This is a genomic window from Acinetobacter baylyi DSM 14961 = CIP 107474 (genome assembly GCF_000368685.1).
Lineage (GTDB): Bacteria > Pseudomonadota > Gammaproteobacteria > Pseudomonadales > Moraxellaceae > Acinetobacter > Acinetobacter baylyi.
Map to the genome: position 1 here is coordinate 245,966 of NZ_KB849626.1, position 17,885 is coordinate 263,850.

General features: G+C 42.9%; 13 protein-coding genes and 2 tRNA genes. 7 read left to right on the forward strand and 8 right to left on the reverse strand.

Going from position 1 to position 17,885, the window contains the following annotated elements; translation table 11 throughout:
- Window positions 1-316 precede the first annotated feature (316 nt).
- Window positions 317-4,309 (forward strand): Pls/PosA family non-ribosomal peptide synthetase, encoded by a 3,993-nt coding sequence (locus F952_RS05380; RefSeq protein ID WP_004923614.1) that lies wholly within the window; start codon window positions 317-319, stop codon window positions 4,307-4,309.
- 58 nt (window positions 4,310-4,367) lie between these two features.
- On the opposite strand, the gene hisA is transcribed toward F952_RS05380, so the two are convergent.
- The 4 genes from hisA to hisB all read right to left on the reverse strand — a co-directional run bounded on the left by hisA (window position 4,368) and on the right by hisB (window position 7,145).
- A complete protein-coding gene (hisA, locus tag F952_RS05385; RefSeq protein ID WP_004923616.1) occupies window positions 4,368-5,099 on the reverse strand; it encodes a 1-(5-phosphoribosyl)-5-[(5-phosphoribosylamino)methylideneamino]imidazole-4-carboxamide isomerase in 732 nt (243 codons plus the stop codon).
- 111 nt (window positions 5,100-5,210) lie between these two features.
- Window positions 5,211-5,780, reverse strand: coding sequence for a DUF805 domain-containing protein (locus F952_RS05390; RefSeq protein ID WP_004923618.1), 570 nt, complete (start codon window positions 5,778-5,780; stop codon window positions 5,211-5,213).
- Between the two features lie 151 nt (window positions 5,781-5,931).
- On the reverse strand, window positions 5,932-6,549 hold the full coding sequence (gene hisH, locus F952_RS05395) for an imidazole glycerol phosphate synthase subunit HisH (protein WP_004923622.1): 618 nt from the start codon (window positions 6,547-6,549) through the stop codon (window positions 5,932-5,934).
- A 2-nt stretch (window positions 6,550-6,551) separates the two neighbouring features.
- Window positions 6,552-7,145: an imidazoleglycerol-phosphate dehydratase HisB gene (hisB, locus tag F952_RS05400; RefSeq protein WP_004923625.1), complete on the reverse strand. Its 594-nt coding sequence runs from the start codon at window positions 7,143-7,145 to the stop codon at window positions 6,552-6,554.
- A 100-nt stretch (window positions 7,146-7,245) separates the two neighbouring features.
- On the opposite strand from hisB, the gene F952_RS05405 reads away from it, so the two are divergent.
- The 5 genes from F952_RS05405 (at window position 7,246) to F952_RS05425 (ending at window position 10,253) form a co-directional block, all read left to right on the forward strand.
- Window positions 7,246-7,629 (forward strand): GNAT family N-acetyltransferase, encoded by a 384-nt coding sequence (locus F952_RS05405; protein WP_004923627.1) that lies wholly within the window; start codon window positions 7,246-7,248, stop codon window positions 7,627-7,629.
- A 105-nt stretch (window positions 7,630-7,734) separates the two neighbouring features.
- Window positions 7,735-7,810, forward strand: a tRNA-Phe gene (locus F952_RS05410).
- Window positions 7,811-7,936: 126 nt separating this feature from the next.
- Window positions 7,937-8,012 (forward strand) — tRNA-Phe (locus tag F952_RS05415).
- Window positions 8,013-8,134: 122 nt separating this feature from the next.
- Complete coding sequence (locus tag F952_RS05420; protein ID WP_004923630.1) at window positions 8,135-8,866, forward strand: class I SAM-dependent methyltransferase; 732 nt, start codon at window positions 8,135-8,137, stop codon at window positions 8,864-8,866.
- Window positions 8,867-8,993: 127 nt separating this feature from the next.
- On the forward strand, window positions 8,994-10,253 hold the full coding sequence (locus tag F952_RS05425; protein ID WP_004923632.1) for an OmpP1/FadL family transporter: 1,260 nt from the start codon (window positions 8,994-8,996) through the stop codon (window positions 10,251-10,253).
- Between the two features lie 7 nt (window positions 10,254-10,260).
- Here the strand turns inward: F952_RS05425 and F952_RS05430 are convergent, their stop codons facing one another.
- From F952_RS05430 to ompR, 4 genes are all read right to left on the reverse strand, one after another.
- On the reverse strand, window positions 10,261-10,680 hold the full coding sequence (locus tag F952_RS05430; RefSeq protein ID WP_004923636.1) for a GNAT family acetyltransferase: 420 nt from the start codon (window positions 10,678-10,680) through the stop codon (window positions 10,261-10,263).
- Window positions 10,681-10,810: 130 nt separating this feature from the next.
- Window positions 10,811-12,325, reverse strand: a complete 1,515-nt coding sequence (locus F952_RS05435) for an acetyl-CoA hydrolase/transferase family protein (RefSeq protein ID WP_004923637.1) — start codon at window positions 12,323-12,325, stop codon at window positions 10,811-10,813.
- 209 nt (window positions 12,326-12,534) lie between these two features.
- Window positions 12,535-13,992 (reverse strand): ATP-binding protein, encoded by a 1,458-nt coding sequence (locus F952_RS05440; protein WP_004923640.1) that lies wholly within the window; start codon window positions 13,990-13,992, stop codon window positions 12,535-12,537.
- Window positions 13,993-14,013: 21 nt separating this feature from the next.
- Window positions 14,014-14,778 (reverse strand): osmolarity response regulator transcription factor OmpR, encoded by a 765-nt coding sequence (gene ompR, locus F952_RS05445; RefSeq protein WP_004923643.1) that lies wholly within the window; start codon window positions 14,776-14,778, stop codon window positions 14,014-14,016.
- Between the two features lie 616 nt (window positions 14,779-15,394).
- Here ompR and F952_RS05450 point away from each other — a divergent pair.
- Complete coding sequence (locus F952_RS05450) at window positions 15,395-17,749, forward strand: Tex family protein (protein WP_004923645.1); 2,355 nt, start codon at window positions 15,395-15,397, stop codon at window positions 17,747-17,749.
- Window positions 17,750-17,885 lie beyond the last annotated feature (136 nt).

Here is a 17,885-nt window from a genome sequence, read left to right on the forward strand (position 1 = left end):
TGATTTTGTAAGTGATTCTCCATTTTTTATTATATATTTAGAAAAAATATTGCAGAACAAGATCTTGGAAAAATTTCATTTTTTACTTTGTTTCATACCAATAATCGTATTAATCCATTTTTTAATCGTGATTTAAGTAATTCTAATTAGCATAACTTCTAAACAATAAACCTGAATAAAAAAACTGATTTTAGGTGGTTGTTTTAACTTTATATGTCGCGAGCTCAATTACATATAAATACAGGCGTTTTATCCCGAGTTTTTGTTTGGCAAAAATGACAGATAAATAAAACGATGGCGAACATTCGGACTCTATATGAACGCAATTATTCATGTTCCCTCAGTGATTCGTGGTGAACAACGACCAGAATTTATTCGTAACGAAGTGCTTTCAGACATTTTGGATGCAACCGCTGCCCAGTATCCTGAGCATGTTGCACTGATTGATCAGGAGCGCAATGTTACTTATGCACAATTGTGCAAACAGGCAAACGATATTGCTCAGCAACTCATTCAACGTGGGATCAAGGCTGGGGATATCATCGGATTATGGCTGCCACGTGGTGCAGACCTTTTAATTGCGCAGGCGGGTATCTGTAAGGCAGGTGCAGCATGGCTACCATTTGATATGGATGTGCCTGTAGACCGTATTCAGGTGTGTCTGGATGACGCGCAGGCAGCGGGAATCATCACCAGTCTGGACTGGGCTGATAGCCTGCAACAGTTAAGTCAGCCTGTCTGGCCAGTCAATACGCTGAATCAACCGACAGGGCAGCCAAGCATAGCACAGCGTGCTGATTTGGCAGATCCTGCTTATATCATCTATACCTCAGGTTCTACAGGTAAACCCAAAGGCATCGTGATTGAGCAGCGCAATATTTGCCATTTCTTACGTTCTGAAAATTCGGTATTGGGCGTGCGTCATGAAGACAAGGTTTATCAAGGTTTCTCGGTGGCATTTGATATGTCGTTTGAGGAAGTCTGGATTTCATATCTGGTGGGTGCGACCATCTGGATTGCACCTAAAGATCTGGTGACCGACCCAGAACGTTTATGTAAAGCCTTACAACAACAAAATATCACGGTACTACATGCGGTTCCAACGCTACTGGCCTTATTTCCAGAAGATGTGCCCAACCTGAGAATTATCAACTTGGGAGGGGAAATGTGCCCCGAAGCACTGGTGGCACGTTGGGACTTACCACATCACCAGATTTTTAATACCTATGGTCCAACTGAAACTACGGTTACTTCAAGTCTAGCGCGTGTTTATGCCGATGAACCAGTCACTATTGGTGTACCACTCCCCAACTACGGCATGTTGGTACTCAATGACCAGTTTGAGTTATTGCCTCAGGGTGAAGTTGGTGAGTTGTGCGTTTTTGGGCCAAGCGTCGGACGTGAATATCTTGGACGTCCTGAACTTACGGCTGAAAAATTCATTCATAACACTTGGGCCAATAATGACAATGAGCTCAAGCTTTACCGTACAGGTGACTTGGCGCGTCTGGATGAAAATGGTCAGATTCAGTGTTTGGGCCGTGCCGATGATCAGGTCAAAGTACGTGGCTTTCGCGTCGAATTGGGTGAGATTGAAGCGGCACTCTGTGATTTAAATGGCATTGGAACAGCGGCTGTGGTCTTACGCCGTGACGATGAGATGGATCAACTGGTAGCGTTTATTGTACTGGATCAAGAACAAAAAAATCTGATTCAGGTCAAGGAGATTCGTGCGTATCTTAAATCGCGCTTACCAGCTTACATGATTCCAAATCGCTTTGAGATTGTGGAGCAAGTGCCACGCTTGTTGTCTGGCAAAATTGACCGTAATGCATTACGTAAAATTGAATTACAGACATCTGTAGAAGCTGCGGTATCCGATGAACCTCAGAATGAAGCAGAACAGATTTTATTTGACACGCTCAACAAGATTTTTCCGAATCAACCGATTCAACTCAATGCAGACTTCTTTGATGATCTGGGTGGACATTCACTTTTGGCAGCTGTTTTGACCTCACAATTGCGTGAATATCCGCAATATGCACAGATCACCATTCAGAATATTTATCAGCTTCGTAAGGTCGGTGCAATTAGTCAGTTTATGTTGCAGCAGGCCAAGCAACAGCAGATGCGTGAAGTCACCACTTACGAGATCAACAGTACAAATCGTATTCGTTGTGGTATTGCTCAGTTTATGGTGATTCCAATTTTAATTGGATTGACCATTTTGCAATGGTTGGCGCCATTCTTTAGTTATCACTATTTCACAGGTAGTCCAGGAGACAGTACTGTTCGAGCAATGGGAATCTCACTAGGCGTGTATATTGTGAGTGTGATACTTAGCTTTGCGATTTCAGTGATTGGTAATCGTTTGCTGCTTAAGGGTATTCAGCCTGGCCAGTATCCGTTATGGGGTAAAACCTATTTTAGATGGTGGTTGGCAGATCGCTTAACAGGTGTTGCACCAACCTATCTGTTGGCGGGTTCTACACTGAATAATCTCTATTTAAAAGCACTGGGTGCCAAAATTGGTCACGATGTACACATGGGTTCAATTCATGTACGTATGCCAAACTTACTGACCGTTGGTGATGGTGTGAGTATTGGTTCGCATGTCAATCTTGAAAATGCCAAAGTTGAGCAAGGCCAACTGGTTTTGGGCAAAATCGAGCTGAAAAAAGAAAGCTATGTCGGCTCGTATAGCGTCATTGAGGAAAATAGCTGTCTAGAGGAATATGCACATCTTAAAGCACTGTCTGCATTGCCAAATGGTAAAACCATTCCTGCCTTTGAAATGTGGGATGGTGCACCAGCACAGTATAGCAAACAGGTCGATGTTGCACATTTGCTGCCAAGAGAGCAGGTGTCTAAAACACGTAAAACACTAGAAGTGGTCTATTATGCGCTGAGTGTTATTCTCATTAGCTGCCTATTCTTTGTTCCTATTTTTCCAAGCTTTATTTTGGTGGATTGGTTTGATGTCAATTACCTCAATAACGTGTTGCAGGCATCGAATATTGTATCGACAGCATTCCGCTATTTCCTCTTTGCAATTCCAGCCAGTGCCATTATGGTGATTTTGACTGCGCTGTTTGCTGCGTTGTTGCGTAAAATTATTCTGCCAAATTTAAAACCTGGAACTTACTCTTTACACAGTGGAACTTACTATCGTAAATGGTTTGCGACCCAAATCTTTGAAACCAGTTTACAAACATTACATGGTTTATTTGCGACAGTGTACGCGCCTGCATGGTTTAGATTGATGGGTGCAAAAGTAGGCCGTGACAGTGAAGTATCAACGGCTACAGGAGTCGTACCAGAGTTACTGACGTTGGGCGATGAAAGCTTTATTGCAGATGCGGTGATGCTTGGTGATGAAGAAACTACACGTGGCTGGATGATTTTACAGCCAACAGTGATAGGTTGCCGTAGTTTCGTGGGCAATAGTGCTTATATTGCAGATGGTACCGTATTACCTGATGGTGTATTAATTGGTGTACAGTCTAAAATTCCAGAGCATGATCAGTTACAAAGTGGTGAAACCTGGTTTGGTTCGCCAGCACTACGTTTGCCTGCACGTGAATCTGTGGGTGAATATCCAGAGCACCTAACATTTAAACCAAGCATTGGCCGTCGTATGATGCGTGGTCTGATTGAAGGCTTGCGTATTGTGTTGCCGCTGGCTTTCTCGATTGGTATGGGCTATATGATTGTCCTTTCCGTGATTGCGCACGTGGTGAATCAGGGATGGTGGTCTGGACTCCTTACTTTAGCTGTCGCAGGGATTGGCTATGGTATTGCCAGCTTCTTGATTATCGTCCTGTTGAAATGGGTGATGATTGGTCGTTATCAACCCCGTTCAATCCCAATGTGGACCATGTTTGTCTGGTTGAGTGAAGGGCTTACCAGTCTATATGAATCAATTGCGATTCCAAACTGTCTGAACTATGTCCGTGGGACACCATTTTTACCATCATTGCTACGTTTACTCGGGGTAAAAATTGGTAAGAATGTTTATCTAGATACTGCTGATATGACCGAGTTTGATTGTGTATCTATTGGTGATTATAGCGAGCTGAACAGCTTTAGTGGTCCACAAACCCATTTGTTTGAAGATCGGATTATGAAAATTGGTCAGGTTGAAATTGGAAGCCATGTGACTATTCATTGTCGTAGTATCGTTTTATATAACGCAGAAGTGGCAAATCAGACTTTGCTTGGCCCACTCACTCTTGTGATGAAAGGCGAAAAAATTCCTGCGCAGTCTGCATGGATTGGTTCACCAGCCCAGCCATGGACAAATGGATAAACGATAAGAGATAAAAAAAAGATGCCTCGTGAGGCATCTTTTTTTTAGCTTAAATGTATTAAAGCGTATTTTGATCAAGCAATAACTGTGCTTCACGAAGGCTGAGCGTACCTTCATAAATGGCACGACCAGTAATGGCTCCTAAAATACCAGGCTTGCCTTTGAGTAAGCGTACATCATCCAGATTGGTAACACCGCCAGAAGCAATCACGGGTAAGCCAGAATACTGCGCCAGATTGACAGTCTGCTCGACATTTACACCTTGCATCATGCCATCACGTGCAATATCGGTATATACAATGCTTGAAACACCTGCATCGGCAAAACGTTTGGCCAAATCAGTTGCTTTTACATCTGTCACATTGGCCCAGCCATCGGTTGCCACCATGCCATCTTTGGCATCGATGCCTACAATGATATGACCAGCAAACTGTTTGCATGCCTGCTCGACAAACTCAGGATCTTGTACGGCTTTGGTACCAATAATGACAAAGGATACGCCTGCATCTAAATAATGCTCAATGGTTTCAAGGGAGCGAATACCACCGCCAATCTGGATGGGAAGCTCAGGTTGTGCTTTGGCAATTGCTTCAACCACTGGTTTATGAATGGGGGTTCCTGCGAAGGCACCATTCAAATCGACCAAATGTAAACGACGTGCACCTTCATTGACCCAATGCTGTGCGGTTGCAACTGGATCGTCAGAGAAAACGGTATCGTCTTCCATACGACCTTGCTTGAGGCGGACACATTTACCATCTTTCAGGTCAATTGCAGGGATGATCAGCATGCTTTCGCTCCTTGCTTCATCTTTAAACTAAAAAAATTGTCTCATCTTAACAAACTATTTTAAAATCACTAAGCAAACAACGCGCCGATTTGACCGAAATAGAGGAGTCGCTTATGACAGTCTATTATTATGCGTTGAAACAGGTTGAATCATCTGTGAAACATCTGAAACCTGCTTACTGTGCAGGGTGTATCGCTGATAGGCCATCATGGCATCTGAACTGACCCCTAAAATAACGACAATCGGCATCAGCACAATATAAATCCAGCCCATCACCCGTTCCCAAGAGGGAGTAGCACGAGGTGCACCAAATCGGTTGGTTTCGATATCACCTTTGGCGCATAACAGATAGATGATAAAAATTAAATTAATAATGGGAATGAAAAACAGAATGGCAAACCAGCCATTATGGTTGCGGTCATGTAATCTACGAATAATAAAAATCACGCTAAAAACTAGAAACGTCACATATATGGCGATCAGAAGCAAGGAACCAAATATTTGTATGGCATTGGAATCTGACGCTAGAGCACCAAATACAACAGAGATCACAAGGAGCATACCAATAATTGCAAGGGTGCTCACAAAGGACCATGCCGCAAAAGAGAGACGACCAAAGCGACCTTTTGCTTTAAATGGGCTATTTAGGGAGTATTCAAGAGGGCCATGTGGAGTATTCATTGTTATTTGCCTTCAAAGATAAATTAAAGTCTATTGTTATGTCGCTGAATGCAGTTTTAAATTTGGAATAAATCTGAAGAAGCTTTACGATTGTGCCTGATTTTTTTTGAAAAGATCAAGCTGCATTCGACAGCTTGATCTGATGTATTGATCAAATATTCCATTCCACAAAGTTTTTTAACAGTTGTAAGCCAGCAGTGTGACTTTTCTCTGGATGAAACTGGGTGGCAAACAAATTGTCTTTATGAATTGCGGTGCAAAATTGCAGACCGTAATCGCAGGTTGCTGCAATCAGATCAGACTGTTTGGGTTCTACATAATAACTATGTACAAAGTAAAAGCGGCTGTCTTGATCGATATTGTTCCACATCGGGTGAGCAGGATCGTTCTGATATACCTGATTCCAACCCATATGTGGAACTTTTAAGTGACCAAGGTCAGGAAAATGTTTAACTGCACCTTCAAAAATACCTAATGCAGGAACACCGCCATTTTCTTCAGAGCTTTCAAGCAGTGCCTGCATGCCAACACAGATGGCCAATACAGGCTTGTTAAATACAGCCTGACGTACCACTTCATCAATGCCTGCTTCGTGCATGCCCTGCATACAGTCGCGCATTGCACCCACACCTGGAAATACGATTTTATCAGCTTTAGCAATCAGCTTTGGATCATTGGTGACATCTACGGTTGCCCCGACATGCTCAAGTGCTTTAGCAGCAGAGTGTAAATTTCCCATACCATAATCAAGAAGGGCAATGCGGGTCATTATTACAGGCTCCCTTTGGTTGAAGCAATGCTGCCAGCCGCGCGAGGATCAATTTCACACGCCATACGTAAGGCACGTGCAAATGCTTTAAACACGCTTTCAATTTGGTGATGGCTGTTTTTGCCTTTAAGATTATCGATATGCAACGTCATCAATGCGTGATTGACAAAACCCTGAAAAAATTCAGAGAACAGATCCACATCAAAGCTGCCGATACGCGCGCGAGTAAATGGAATATCCATAAATAAACCTGGACGACCAGACAGATCTACGACTACGCGCGATAGTGATTCATCCAATGGTGCATAAAAATGTCCATAACGGCGTAACCCTTTTTTATCACCCAGTGCCTGCGCAAAAGCTTGTCCGAGGGTGATGCCACAGTCTTCCACGGTATGGTGATCGTCAATTTCCAAATCACCATCACAGTGAATATCGATATCAAATAGGCCATGTCGCTTGATTTGATCAATCATATGGTCTAAAAATGGAACTCCAGTGTTCAGTGTACCCTGACCAGACCCATCGAGGTTTAAACGAACTCGAATCTTGGTCTCATTGGTATTTCTTACCACTTCAATGATACGTTCTGTCATGGACACGTTCCTCAAAAAACGTCAAAAATGATGAATATAAAGATCAATTCGCTGTGACGAAAAAGTGACAGCATCATAGATTGCTCAGGAGGGTTAATCAATGCCTATAACCGTACATGCTTACACTTCATTAGACAACGAAGAAATACGCACCCAGCTTGAGCGACTGTATGATACAAGTCCTGAATTTGGCGATGGGCAAGATGCGATTGAGCAGTTAGAACAAAATCTGGCGCAGTATACCACGGTCTATACAGCCGAATTTAACACCAAGATTATAGGTGCAATCTGGTGTACAGGACAAGGTGAAAGCAAGATTCTTGAATATATCGTTGTTCATCCTGCCAATCGTGGGCGTGGGATTGCAGAACGACTGGTCAGCGAGGTATGCCGCATGGAAGAGGCCAAAGGAGTAACCATGTTTGAACCAGGTTGCGGGGCAATCCATCGCTGTCTGGCACATATTGGCAAGCTTTCAGTCTAATTTTCCATCATTTTTTGCAATATTGATTTAAAATTAGACTGTTGTACAAAAAAATGCGGAAGCGGCTTGACGTTTTATAGTGAACATTGTTTAATACGCCCCATCGGCGCGATAGCTCAGTCGGTAGAGCAACGGATTGAAAATCCGTGTGTCGGCAGTTCGATCCTGCCTCACGCCACCATATTTTGAAAGTTTCTAATCCCTGATCCCATCAGGGATTTTTTTTGGGCGAAAAATGTTCGTTCGAATAAAATATCCAGTTTTCTTATTGACTAATCATGTCAGATACGGCTTAATACACGCCATCGGCGCGATAGCTCAGTCGGTAGAGCAACGGATTGAAAATCCGTGTGTCGGCAGTTCGATCCTGCCTCACGCCACCATATTCAAAAAAGCCCCTGACTCAGTCAGGGGCTTTTTTTTGTCTGACAATTTTTCATCAAAAATATGCGTTATATCTTATATTGATTTTTATAAGGAAGAATAAAAAAGGACATAACCACAAATGAAAGATTTATTTTCTACAGACAGTCAACGTTATCAACAGGCCAGACCAACCTATCCACCATCGTTGTTGCAAAGCTTATTGCAATATATACCTGAAAGAGAGCTGGCATGGGATTGCGGCGCGGGTTCAGGTCAATTGACGCATATGCTGGCTTCTTATTTTGATCAGGTGGTGGGTACCGATATCAGTCAAACCCAGCTCTCACATGCCGAGTATTATGACAATATTAGTTATCAGCTTCAGCCTGCCGAAAATACCACGTTTCCCGATCACTGCTTTGACTTGATCACGGTGGCTCAAGCGATTCACTGGTTCGATTTTGAGGCCTTTTATGCAGAAGTGCGACGTACCATTAAACCTTCAGGTATTTTGGCTGTCGTGGGCTATGGTTTGATTCATGTTGATGATCTTGAGATTAATGCGAAGGTTCAGCATTTATATCATCAAACGCTCAATGGTTTTTGGGATGCTGAACGACATTATGTAGATGAGCTTTATCAAACCATTCCATTTCCTTTTGATGAAATTGAGATGCCTGCATTTCAAATAGAAGCACAGTGGACCTTGCAACAATTGCTTCAGTATTTAAATACCTGGTCTGCGGTACAGCATTATATTCTCGAAAAAAATTTAGATCCTGTGCAGCAACTATTGAGTAAAGGGCGCGATCTTCAGGATCAGGTGAGTATTCAGTTTCCTGTATTACTGCGAGTGGGGCGTTGTAGCTAAGGCCCTTGGCGTCAAAAGATCACGTTTTAGCTTAAATTTGAATAACGATCGCAATTTTTATCAGAATACAGACCAGAGATAAAACAATATACTTAAAAATATATTATTTATAAGTAGATTAATTGTGATGAGAAATATCTGGACTGTTATTTCATTGGGGTTGGGTGGATTAAGTGTATTGTCATCTGCTCATGCAACCACAGGCTATTTTATGCATGGTTATGGGGTCAAAGTACAAGGTCAGGCAGGTACTGCGATTGCCCAGTTCAATGATGCGCTTACGATTGCAAATAACCCCTCTGGATTGGTTTGGCTGGACAGTCGTATCGATCTGGGAGCAACTGTATTTAAGCCTGAGCGTCGTGCAACTATTCAGGATAATCAGTTTGGTGCCAATGGTGATTATGATGGCAATGGGCGCGAGTATTTTGTGCTTCCCGAGTTGGCGATTAATAAAAAAGTGAATGATCAGGTTGCATTGGGGCTTGCGATTTATGGCAATGGTGGAATGAATACCAGCTATAAACAAAATCCATTTGCTGCCTTTGGCAATACGGGTACCGCAGGGGTCAATCTTTCACAAATCTTTATCTCACCTGCAGTCGCATGGCGGTATACGGACAGCCAGTCTATTGGTGTGGCGGCAAATTTTTTGTATCAGCGCTTTGAAGCAAAAGGGATTCAAGGATTTGCGCCATTCTCCATTGATCCACAGCATTTAAGTGATCAAGGGGGAGACTCATCCAAAGGTGTTGGTTTTCGTGTTGGATGGAGTGGGCATCTTAATGATCAGATTACGCTAGGCTTAAATTATTCATCCAAAATTAATGCAGACCGTTTTGACAAGTATCGCGGCTTGTTTGCACAGGGGGGTGATTTTGATGTGCCAGAAAGCTATGGATTGGGTGTCAATATACAGGCAACACCAAAATTAAATATTGCCGCAGATGTGCAGCGGATCAATTATTCTGATGTCGATGCCATAGGTCATGATTTTAGCGTAGCTGCCCTTCAGGCGGGGCATTTGTTTGGTTCGGAGCTGGGTCCAGGATTTGGCTGGGATGACATCAATATCTATAAGATAGGGGCAAGTTATCAGTTAGCGCCTCAGCTCACTGTCAGGGCTGGTTATAGTTATAATGACCAGCCCATCTCAAAAGATCAGACATTTTTAAATATCCTTGCGCCAGGTGTGATTCAGCATCACGTCAGTGTGGGGGCGACATGGCAAATCGATCCAAAACAAGAACTTAGTTTTGCCTATACCTATGGTGTTAAACATAAGCTAAAAGGAGATCAGTCGATTCCAGCCGCATTTGGTGGTGGCAATACAAATTTGGAAATGGACCAGCACATTTTAGGTTTTTCTTATGGTCTTAAGTTTTAACTGATGGTTAATCTGAGATGAGTCGTTTACCCAGGCAAATTGCATCGACCTCTTCATAGCCAAGCTCATCGTAAAAGCTTTGAATGTCGAGGTTGTCTTTACGGATCAACAGTTGTACTTTGGGGCAGCCACGTGCAATCAGACGCTTTTCGAGTTGTTGAACCAGTGCAGTGGCAATGCCTTGACGCTGATACTGGGGATGTACCGCCAGATAACTGATCCAGCCGCGATGTCCATCATATCCCCCCATCAGGGTAGCCACGAGTTTGTCATCACGGGTTGCAATTAAAAACAGCCCATCTTGCTGCTCGGCTTTACGAAAAATATCAATTTCTGGATTATTCCATGGACGAGTTAATCCACAAAGTTCCCATAAGCTGATGATATCTTCAAGATCGGTGTGACTGAACTGACGGATGATAAACATGGATATTCTTCTTGTCGTGAGCTTGGCTTTTTTAAAGATAAAATAAAACACGGGGTTTGATAAGTGTTTTTCGTTCAGGTACAAAAAAGCACCCTAATTTAGAGTGCTGATTGTGAAAGGCAAAATACTTTTAAGCAGATTTAGCTTCAGGCTCAATGGCAAGCATGTGGCCATTTTCTTCAAAATTTACATGCCAAGACAATGCCTCACGTAGCAGGTGAGGGGTGTGCCCACCTTTCGCACTCGCACGTGAGAAGTAATCGTTTAAAGCATCTTTATACAATGGATGTACACAGTGATCGATGACTGCACGAGCACGTTCACGAGGTGCAAGACCACGAAGATCTGCAAGACCTTGTTCTGTCACCAGAATATCAACATCGTGCTCAGAATGGTCAACGTGAGAAACCATTGGTACGATCGATGAAATATCACCACCTTTTGCAATCGACTTGGTGACAAAGATGGCGAGGTGTGCATTACGTGCAAAGTCACCAGAACCACCAATGCCGTTCATCATTTTGGTTCCACACACATGCGTTGAGTTAACGTTTCCGTAAATATCAAACTCAAGTGCAGTGTTGATACCAATAATCCCTAAACGACGCACCAGCTCAGGGTGGTTTGAGATTTCTTGCGGACGAAGTACCAACTTGTCTTTGTAGGCTTCAATATTGCCAAATACTTTTTCACCGCATTTTGCAGAAAGTGTAATTGAGCTGCCCGATGCAAATTTCATTTTACCTGCATCAATCAATTCAAAAGTACAGTCTTGAAGTACTTCGGAATACATCACTAAATCTTCAAAATTTGAATCTTTAAGACCTGTGAGTACTGCATTGGCAATAGAGCCAATGCCCGCCTGTAAAGGTCCAAGATTTTGAGGCAAACGACCTTCTGCAACTTCTTTTTCAAAGAACGCGATCAGGTGATTGGCAATACCTTGTGTTTCATCATCTGGAAGCGTGACGGTCGATGGTGAATCTGCGGTGTCGTTAAACACAATCCCGACAATTTTTGCAGGATCAATCTGAATAGCGGTTGTTCCAATGCGCTCGTCCACTTTAGTTAATGGAATTGGCTGGCGCGTTGGACGGTAAGACGGAATATAAATATCGTGTAAGCCTTCGAATGCTTCGCTCAAAGAAGTATTGATTTCAACAATTACTTTTTCTGCAAAGATGGCAAAACTGGCTGAGTTACCTACAGATGTGGTTGGAATAATGCCGCCATCTTCAGTAATTGCAATCGCTTCGATTACAGCAACGTCTGGGCGTTTAAGCTGTAAATTACGCATTTGTTCAACTGTTTCAGACAAGTGCTGGTCAATAAACATGACTTCGCCGTTGTTGATAGCGCGACGTAAAGTATTGTCAACTTGGAAAGGAAGGCGGCGTGCGAGCACACCTGCTTCTGTTAACTGTTTGTCGAGATCATTCCCTAAGCTCGCACCCGTAATTAATGTAATTTTTAACGGGTTTTGTTTTGCACGTTCAACTAAAGCTTGTGGGACAGCTTTTGCTTCTCCCGCACGAGTAAAACCGCTCATACCGACTGTCATACCGTCTTGGATAAATGCAGCAGCAGCATCTGCGCTGATCACTTTGTCATGTAATGAGGCTAATCGAATACGATCTAAAGACATGGGTTTACTCTCAATCTGTTTTAGTTCACATCGGCGATTGTACGCCTGTTACTGGGGTTTTGACGGGGTGTTAGGCTAAGGTCTAATTTTTTTAAAAAATGCAGATATAAAATTTATTGATGATAATTATCGCTTTGAAATTAAAGGTATAAATTTAAATGAAATGATTTTTACCATGAATTAAATGTTTAAATTTTGATCGTTTGTAATTAAAAACGTTCGGTTAAACTTTGTTTTATTTTTTCAATTGGGTTTGGATGTGGCGCATCTGGCGTCATATGTTTAGGTAACGGTAATAAAATTCTGGCCTCAAGCCCACCACCTTCACGATTATGGATGAGTAATTCACCTTGGTGAATATCAACAATACGTTTGACAATCGCAAGACCCAGTCCACTTCCTTGAATCGTTCGCGCTGAATTACCGCGGACAAAGGGCTGCATCAATTCTTCGATCTGATCTTCTGGAATACCTTCGCCGTGGTCGGCGACAATAATCAGAATATGATCTCCTTCAACCTGTGCGGTCAGCTCAATTGGCTCTGCACCGTAGCGTTTGGCATTGTTAATCAGATTGGCAATCAGGCGCTTAAGCGACAAGCTGCGTGCTGGAATAATCGGAACATCTTGTGCTTCGAAGTGAATCTCGAGTGGTTTAAACTGAACCACCAATTCTTGCAGCAAAATATTAATATTGGTGTCGCGCAGTTCTTCGTCGGAGCCATCGCGCATATACGAAATAAACTGATTCAATATGGCATCCATATCATCCACATCATAAACCAGTCCTTCACGTAAAAATTCGTCGGGTAACATCTCTGCGGTAAGACGGATACGTGTAAGCGGCGTGCGCAAATCGTGCGAAATACCCGCCAGCATGATCTGACGATCACGTTCGGTTTGCTCAAGCGTATAAATCATGTGATTAAACGCTTGATTGACCTGACGGATTTCAAGCGGGCCGTGATTTGTTCCCAAATATGGTGCTTTGCCTGTTTTACTATAAGCATTGGCTGCATTTTGAAGACGACGAAGTGGGCGATTCAACTGGCGCACCAGCGTTAAAATAATAATGGATGCAATGATCGGCACCCCAAGCAACCAGCCGAAAACCAGTTCAGGGCTATAGTTGGCATAAGTTTTGAGCGGCTCACGCACCCAATTGCCATGCATTTCTGGGGTTTGAATCCAGATTCGAGGGCTTGGCTTAAACTGAAAATAGACGGTCACATCTTCTACTTTCAGCTCATTGGCCAGTTTGGCTTGGACATGATCAGTAAAAAAATCCGCAATCACTTTGTCACGAACATTGGGATATTCTTTCGGATTGGTGACGTATTCGATTCCGACGCGATTTTTCAGCCATGTGTCTACATCGACTTCTTTATCGCGATGAAAAATCCGAATATCAGGGTTATTGACCAGCTCTAATTCGACCGCCAAATAACGCGCATGTTGTTGAATTTCAGGGAGGTAAAGTGTGCGCCAGAAAAACCATAACGACATCGATAAGCTAAATAAAACCACAAAACCCACCAGCACCGTAGTACGCATGGCTGCTGAGCGGGGCTTGATTTTATCTAGAAAACGTTCCCAACGTGTTCGCTTACGTTCTGAGTAAGCGACAAAATCGGTATACGCCTGTAAATCGACGGGATCTAACTTCACACGATTATCCTAGGGCACTTATTATTCTGCACCATCTGGAACAAACACGTAGCCAATTCCCCACACAGTTTGAATATAACGAGCACGTGCTGGATTATCTTCAATCAGGCGGCGTAAACGTGAAACCTGTACATCAATAGATCGTTCCATGGCACCCCATTCACGACCACGTGCCAGATTCATGAGCTTGTCGCGGGTCAGGGGCTCGCGTGGATGCTGAACCAGTGCTTTTAAGACAGCAAACTCACCTGTTGTAAGCGTCACAACTTGACCTTCACGTGTCAAGGTACGTGTAGATAAATCAAGTGCCCACGATCCAAAGCTGACCACTTCGACCTGTTGGCTTGGCGCTCCTGGTACTTCACGAACCTGACGACGCAATACCGCGCGGATACGTGCTAGTAATTCGTTTGGATTGAAAGGTTTTGGCAGGTAATCATCGGCACCTGCTTCAAGTCCTGCAATACGGTCTGAATCACTGCCACGTGCAGTCAGCATGATAATTGGCGTGTCGATATTCGACTGACGTAGACGTCGACAAATACTTAAACCGTCTTCCACTGGAAGCATAAAATCTAAAACAATCAAAGAAAATAATTCACGCTGAAGCAAACGATCCATTTGAGTTGCATCATGCGCTGTTTTTACAACAAAACCTTTGTCTTCTAAAAAGCGTTGTAAAAGGGTGCGTAAACGCACATCGTCATCGACGACCAAAATACGTTCGACACGATCGGTTTCGTTATGTACAGTTTCAGTATGTTCAGCAGGTACAACTAAACTCATGATGTACTCCCTTTATTAAGTCAATATTTATAGATTATTGGATCACTGCAGTATAATGCTGATAGTCTTGTTTAGACTATGTATCAAATTGCTCAAAATTACAATTTTCAACGAGATTTGAAACCAAAAAACAACATCTTAAATGCACTTGGCATCATCTTTGTCACATCTGTTGCAGGCTATATCTGATGCATGACCTCATGCTATTATTTATGCCTCTAAGTCTCTGTTTATACAAGTGACTATGTGGCGAAATTTGTACGGTTGAACCTTAAAAAGCAAATAATTTTCAGAATCTGTAGTTTATTTTAATGAAATTTAACATTTTAGCGTGCTTGAAACATCATGGCAGAGCTGTATGACAAATTCTTTGCAATTACCCCCATGCTTGTTTCTGCTTTATTAAAATCCGAGCAATATGAAGATAAGTCTTTCTATATGTTGATTTATTGGGGGCTATAAATTGGATTTTACGTTGTTAATATTTTCAATATTCTGCTCAAAAAGGTACTTTGATTCAAAAAAACGTTTTGAATAAGTAAAACAAGTGTGGATTTTATAGTCTCGGTCTTTATAATCATTGCTTTTAAACCTAATCCTTGTGGAATCGAACACGATGACTGACTTAGTTCAGCAGTTGGCAAGTGAGCTTGCCGTACGTCCAAACCAAGTAGAAGCTGCCATCCGTTTAATTGATGAAGGTGCCAGTGTTCCTTTTATTGCCCGTTACCGTAAAGAAGTAACCCAAGGCTTAGACGATACGCAATTACGCCAACTCGACACACGTTTGTCTTATCTGCGTGATTTATATGAACGTCGTGAAAAAGTCATTGAGTCGCTTAAAGAACAGAATAAACTTTCCGATGATTTATTGGCGCGCGTCAATGCAGCAGAAACTAAGAACTCTCTTGAAGAGATTTATGCACCGTATCGCCCGAAGCGTACCAGTAAATCATTCAAAGCAAGAGAAGCGGGACTTGGCCCTATTGCAGAGCAAATCCTGAATGAGCAGATTGAGCCAACTGAAGCTTTGGCAGGATTTAGCCATGAAGATTATTCTGATAGCGAAAGCCAGTTAGATGCGATCCAGCACATCATCATTGATGACTGGGCACAAAATATTGCACTAACCACAGAGTTAAAAGCATTGTTTGCCAAAACAGCGACTTTAAAAAGTGCTGTTGCATCTGATGAGAAAAAAGAAGTTGGTAAAAAATTCCGTGATTATTTTGAATTTTCAGAAAACTTAAATAAAGTTCCATCGCACCGTTTACTTGCAATGTTGCGTGGCCGTCAGGAAAATGTACTGGGTTTGAAAGTTGATGGTGAAGATGATGCACCCATCGCTCGAATTGAAACTGAATATAATCTGGATCAGGTACAACCACAAGCACGTCAGGATTTTTTAAAGCAAACTGCTAAATTATTCTGGTTGGGCAAAATTCGTCCGCAAATTGAACATTCATTGCTGACAGAAAAGCGCCTTGCTGCCGAAGCAGAAGCCATGCAGGTATTTGCCGAAAATTTACGTCATTTATTATTGTCTGCACCTGCGGGTGGACGTACCACGTTGGGTGTCGATCCTGGTATTCGTACAGGCGTTAAGCTGGCAGTAGTGAGCGATGCGGGTGATGTGTTGGCACATAGCACGATTTATCCATTTGCGCCGAAAGAAGATAAAGAAGGTTCGATTGCCGAACTTGCACGTTTGTGCCGTGAGTACAATGTTGATCTGGTTGCGATTGGAAATGGGACTGCGAGCCGTGAAACGGAAGCTGTTATTGCTGACATGATGGCCGCGAATACAGATCTTAATTTGACGCGTGTAACGGTCAGTGAGGCGGGCGCATCAGTTTATTCGGCGAGTGAACTTGCCGCGGCTGAACTTCCTGAGCTGGATGTATCCATTCGTGGTGCAGTATCTATTGCACGCCGTTTACAGGATCCGTTGGCAGAGCTGGTCAAAATCGATCCAAAATCGATTGGTGTGGGTCAGTACCAGCATGATGTAAACCAGACAGGATTGGCAAAAACCCTTGATGCAGTGGTTGAAGACTGTGTGAATGCAGTGGGTGTCGATGTGAATACCGCATCTTCTGCGATCTTGGGTTATATCGCAGGCTTAAACAAAGCCATTGCACAGCAAATTGTAGAATATCGTAAAGAAAATGGTCGTTTTGATACCCGTCAATCATTGAAAAAAGTGCCACGTTTAGGCGAACGTACTTTTGAACAGGCGGCTGGTTTCTTGCGTATCCAGAATGGATCAGAACCACTCGATGCTTCTGCTGTGCATCCAGAAAGTTATAGTTTGGTTGAAAAAATGGTTGAAGCCAAAGCCACAACTGTAAAAGATATCATTGGAAATTCTGAAATTATCCGCCAGATCAAGGCTGATGATTTTGTCGATGAAAAATTTGGTTTGCCGACCATTCAGGATGTTTTGGCCGAGCTTGAAAAACCAGGTCGTGACCCACGTCCTGAGTTCCGTACCGCAAAATTTCGTGAAGATATCACTGAAATTGCTCAACTGACCGAAGGCATGCAGCTCGAAGGTGTTGTGACTAATGTGACTAACTTTGGCGCGTTTGTGGATATTGGTGTGCATCAGGACGGTCTGGTACACATTTCTGAGCTAGCTAACGAGTTTGTGTCAGATCCACATAAAGTGGTGAAACCAGGTCAGATTGTGCAGGTTCGTGTGATTCAAGTCGATGCAGAGCGTAAGCGTGTCAATTTGAGTATGCGTCCAGAAGGTGCAGAAGCTCCAGCGAAGACACAACGACCACCACGTCGTGAGCAACAAGAACAGCGCGGTGAACGTAAGCCGCAGCCAAAACGTCCACAGGCTGCACGTTCAAATGATCAGGCTAAAAAGCCACAACGTGCCAAGCAAGAAAAACCACAAGAGCAAAAAATTGGTGGTTTGGGCGCATTATTGCTACAAGCTGGAATTAAAGGTTCTAAATAATTTTAATCCTGTTTAAAAAGAAAAAACCACCTTCGGGTGGTTTTTTCTTATGTGCATTACGCTGCTTTAAATTAAATTTATTGTCATGAGAATAAAGATGAGGCGAATCTGAAGATCAACAAAAAAAAGTGAAAAC

Bases quoted from the DNA above. Each gene is read 5' to 3' on its own strand.
- F952_RS05435 (WP_004923637.1), bottom strand. From the start codon at position 12,325: ATGTCTTTAGATCGTATTCGATTAGCCTCATTACATGACAAAGTGATC.
- ompR (WP_004923643.1), bottom strand. From the start codon at position 14,778: ATGAGTTTAGTTGTACCTGCTGAACATACTGAAACTGTACATAACGAA.
- F952_RS05425 (WP_004923632.1), top strand. From the start codon at position 8,994: ATGAGAAATATCTGGACTGTTATTTCATTGGGGTTGGGTGGATTAAGT.
- F952_RS05380 (WP_004923614.1), top strand. From the start codon at position 317: ATGAACGCAATTATTCATGTTCCCTCAGTGATTCGTGGTGAACAACGA.
- F952_RS05450 (WP_004923645.1), top strand. From the start codon at position 15,395: ATGACTGACTTAGTTCAGCAGTTGGCAAGTGAGCTTGCCGTACGTCCA.
- hisB (WP_004923625.1), bottom strand. From the start codon at position 7,145: ATGACAGAACGTATCATTGAAGTGGTAAGAAATACCAATGAGACCAAG.
- hisA (WP_004923616.1), bottom strand. From the start codon at position 5,099: ATGCTGATCATCCCTGCAATTGACCTGAAAGATGGTAAATGTGTCCGC.
- F952_RS05420 (WP_004923630.1), top strand. From the start codon at position 8,135: ATGAAAGATTTATTTTCTACAGACAGTCAACGTTATCAACAGGCCAGA.
- F952_RS05405 (WP_004923627.1), top strand. From the start codon at position 7,246: ATGCCTATAACCGTACATGCTTACACTTCATTAGACAACGAAGAAATA.
- F952_RS05430 (WP_004923636.1), bottom strand. From the start codon at position 10,680: ATGTTTATCATCCGTCAGTTCAGTCACACCGATCTTGAAGATATCATC.
- hisH (WP_004923622.1), bottom strand. From the start codon at position 6,549: ATGACCCGCATTGCCCTTCTTGATTATGGTATGGGAAATTTACACTCT.
- F952_RS05390 (WP_004923618.1), bottom strand. From the start codon at position 5,780: ATGAATACTCCACATGGCCCTCTTGAATACTCCCTAAATAGCCCATTT.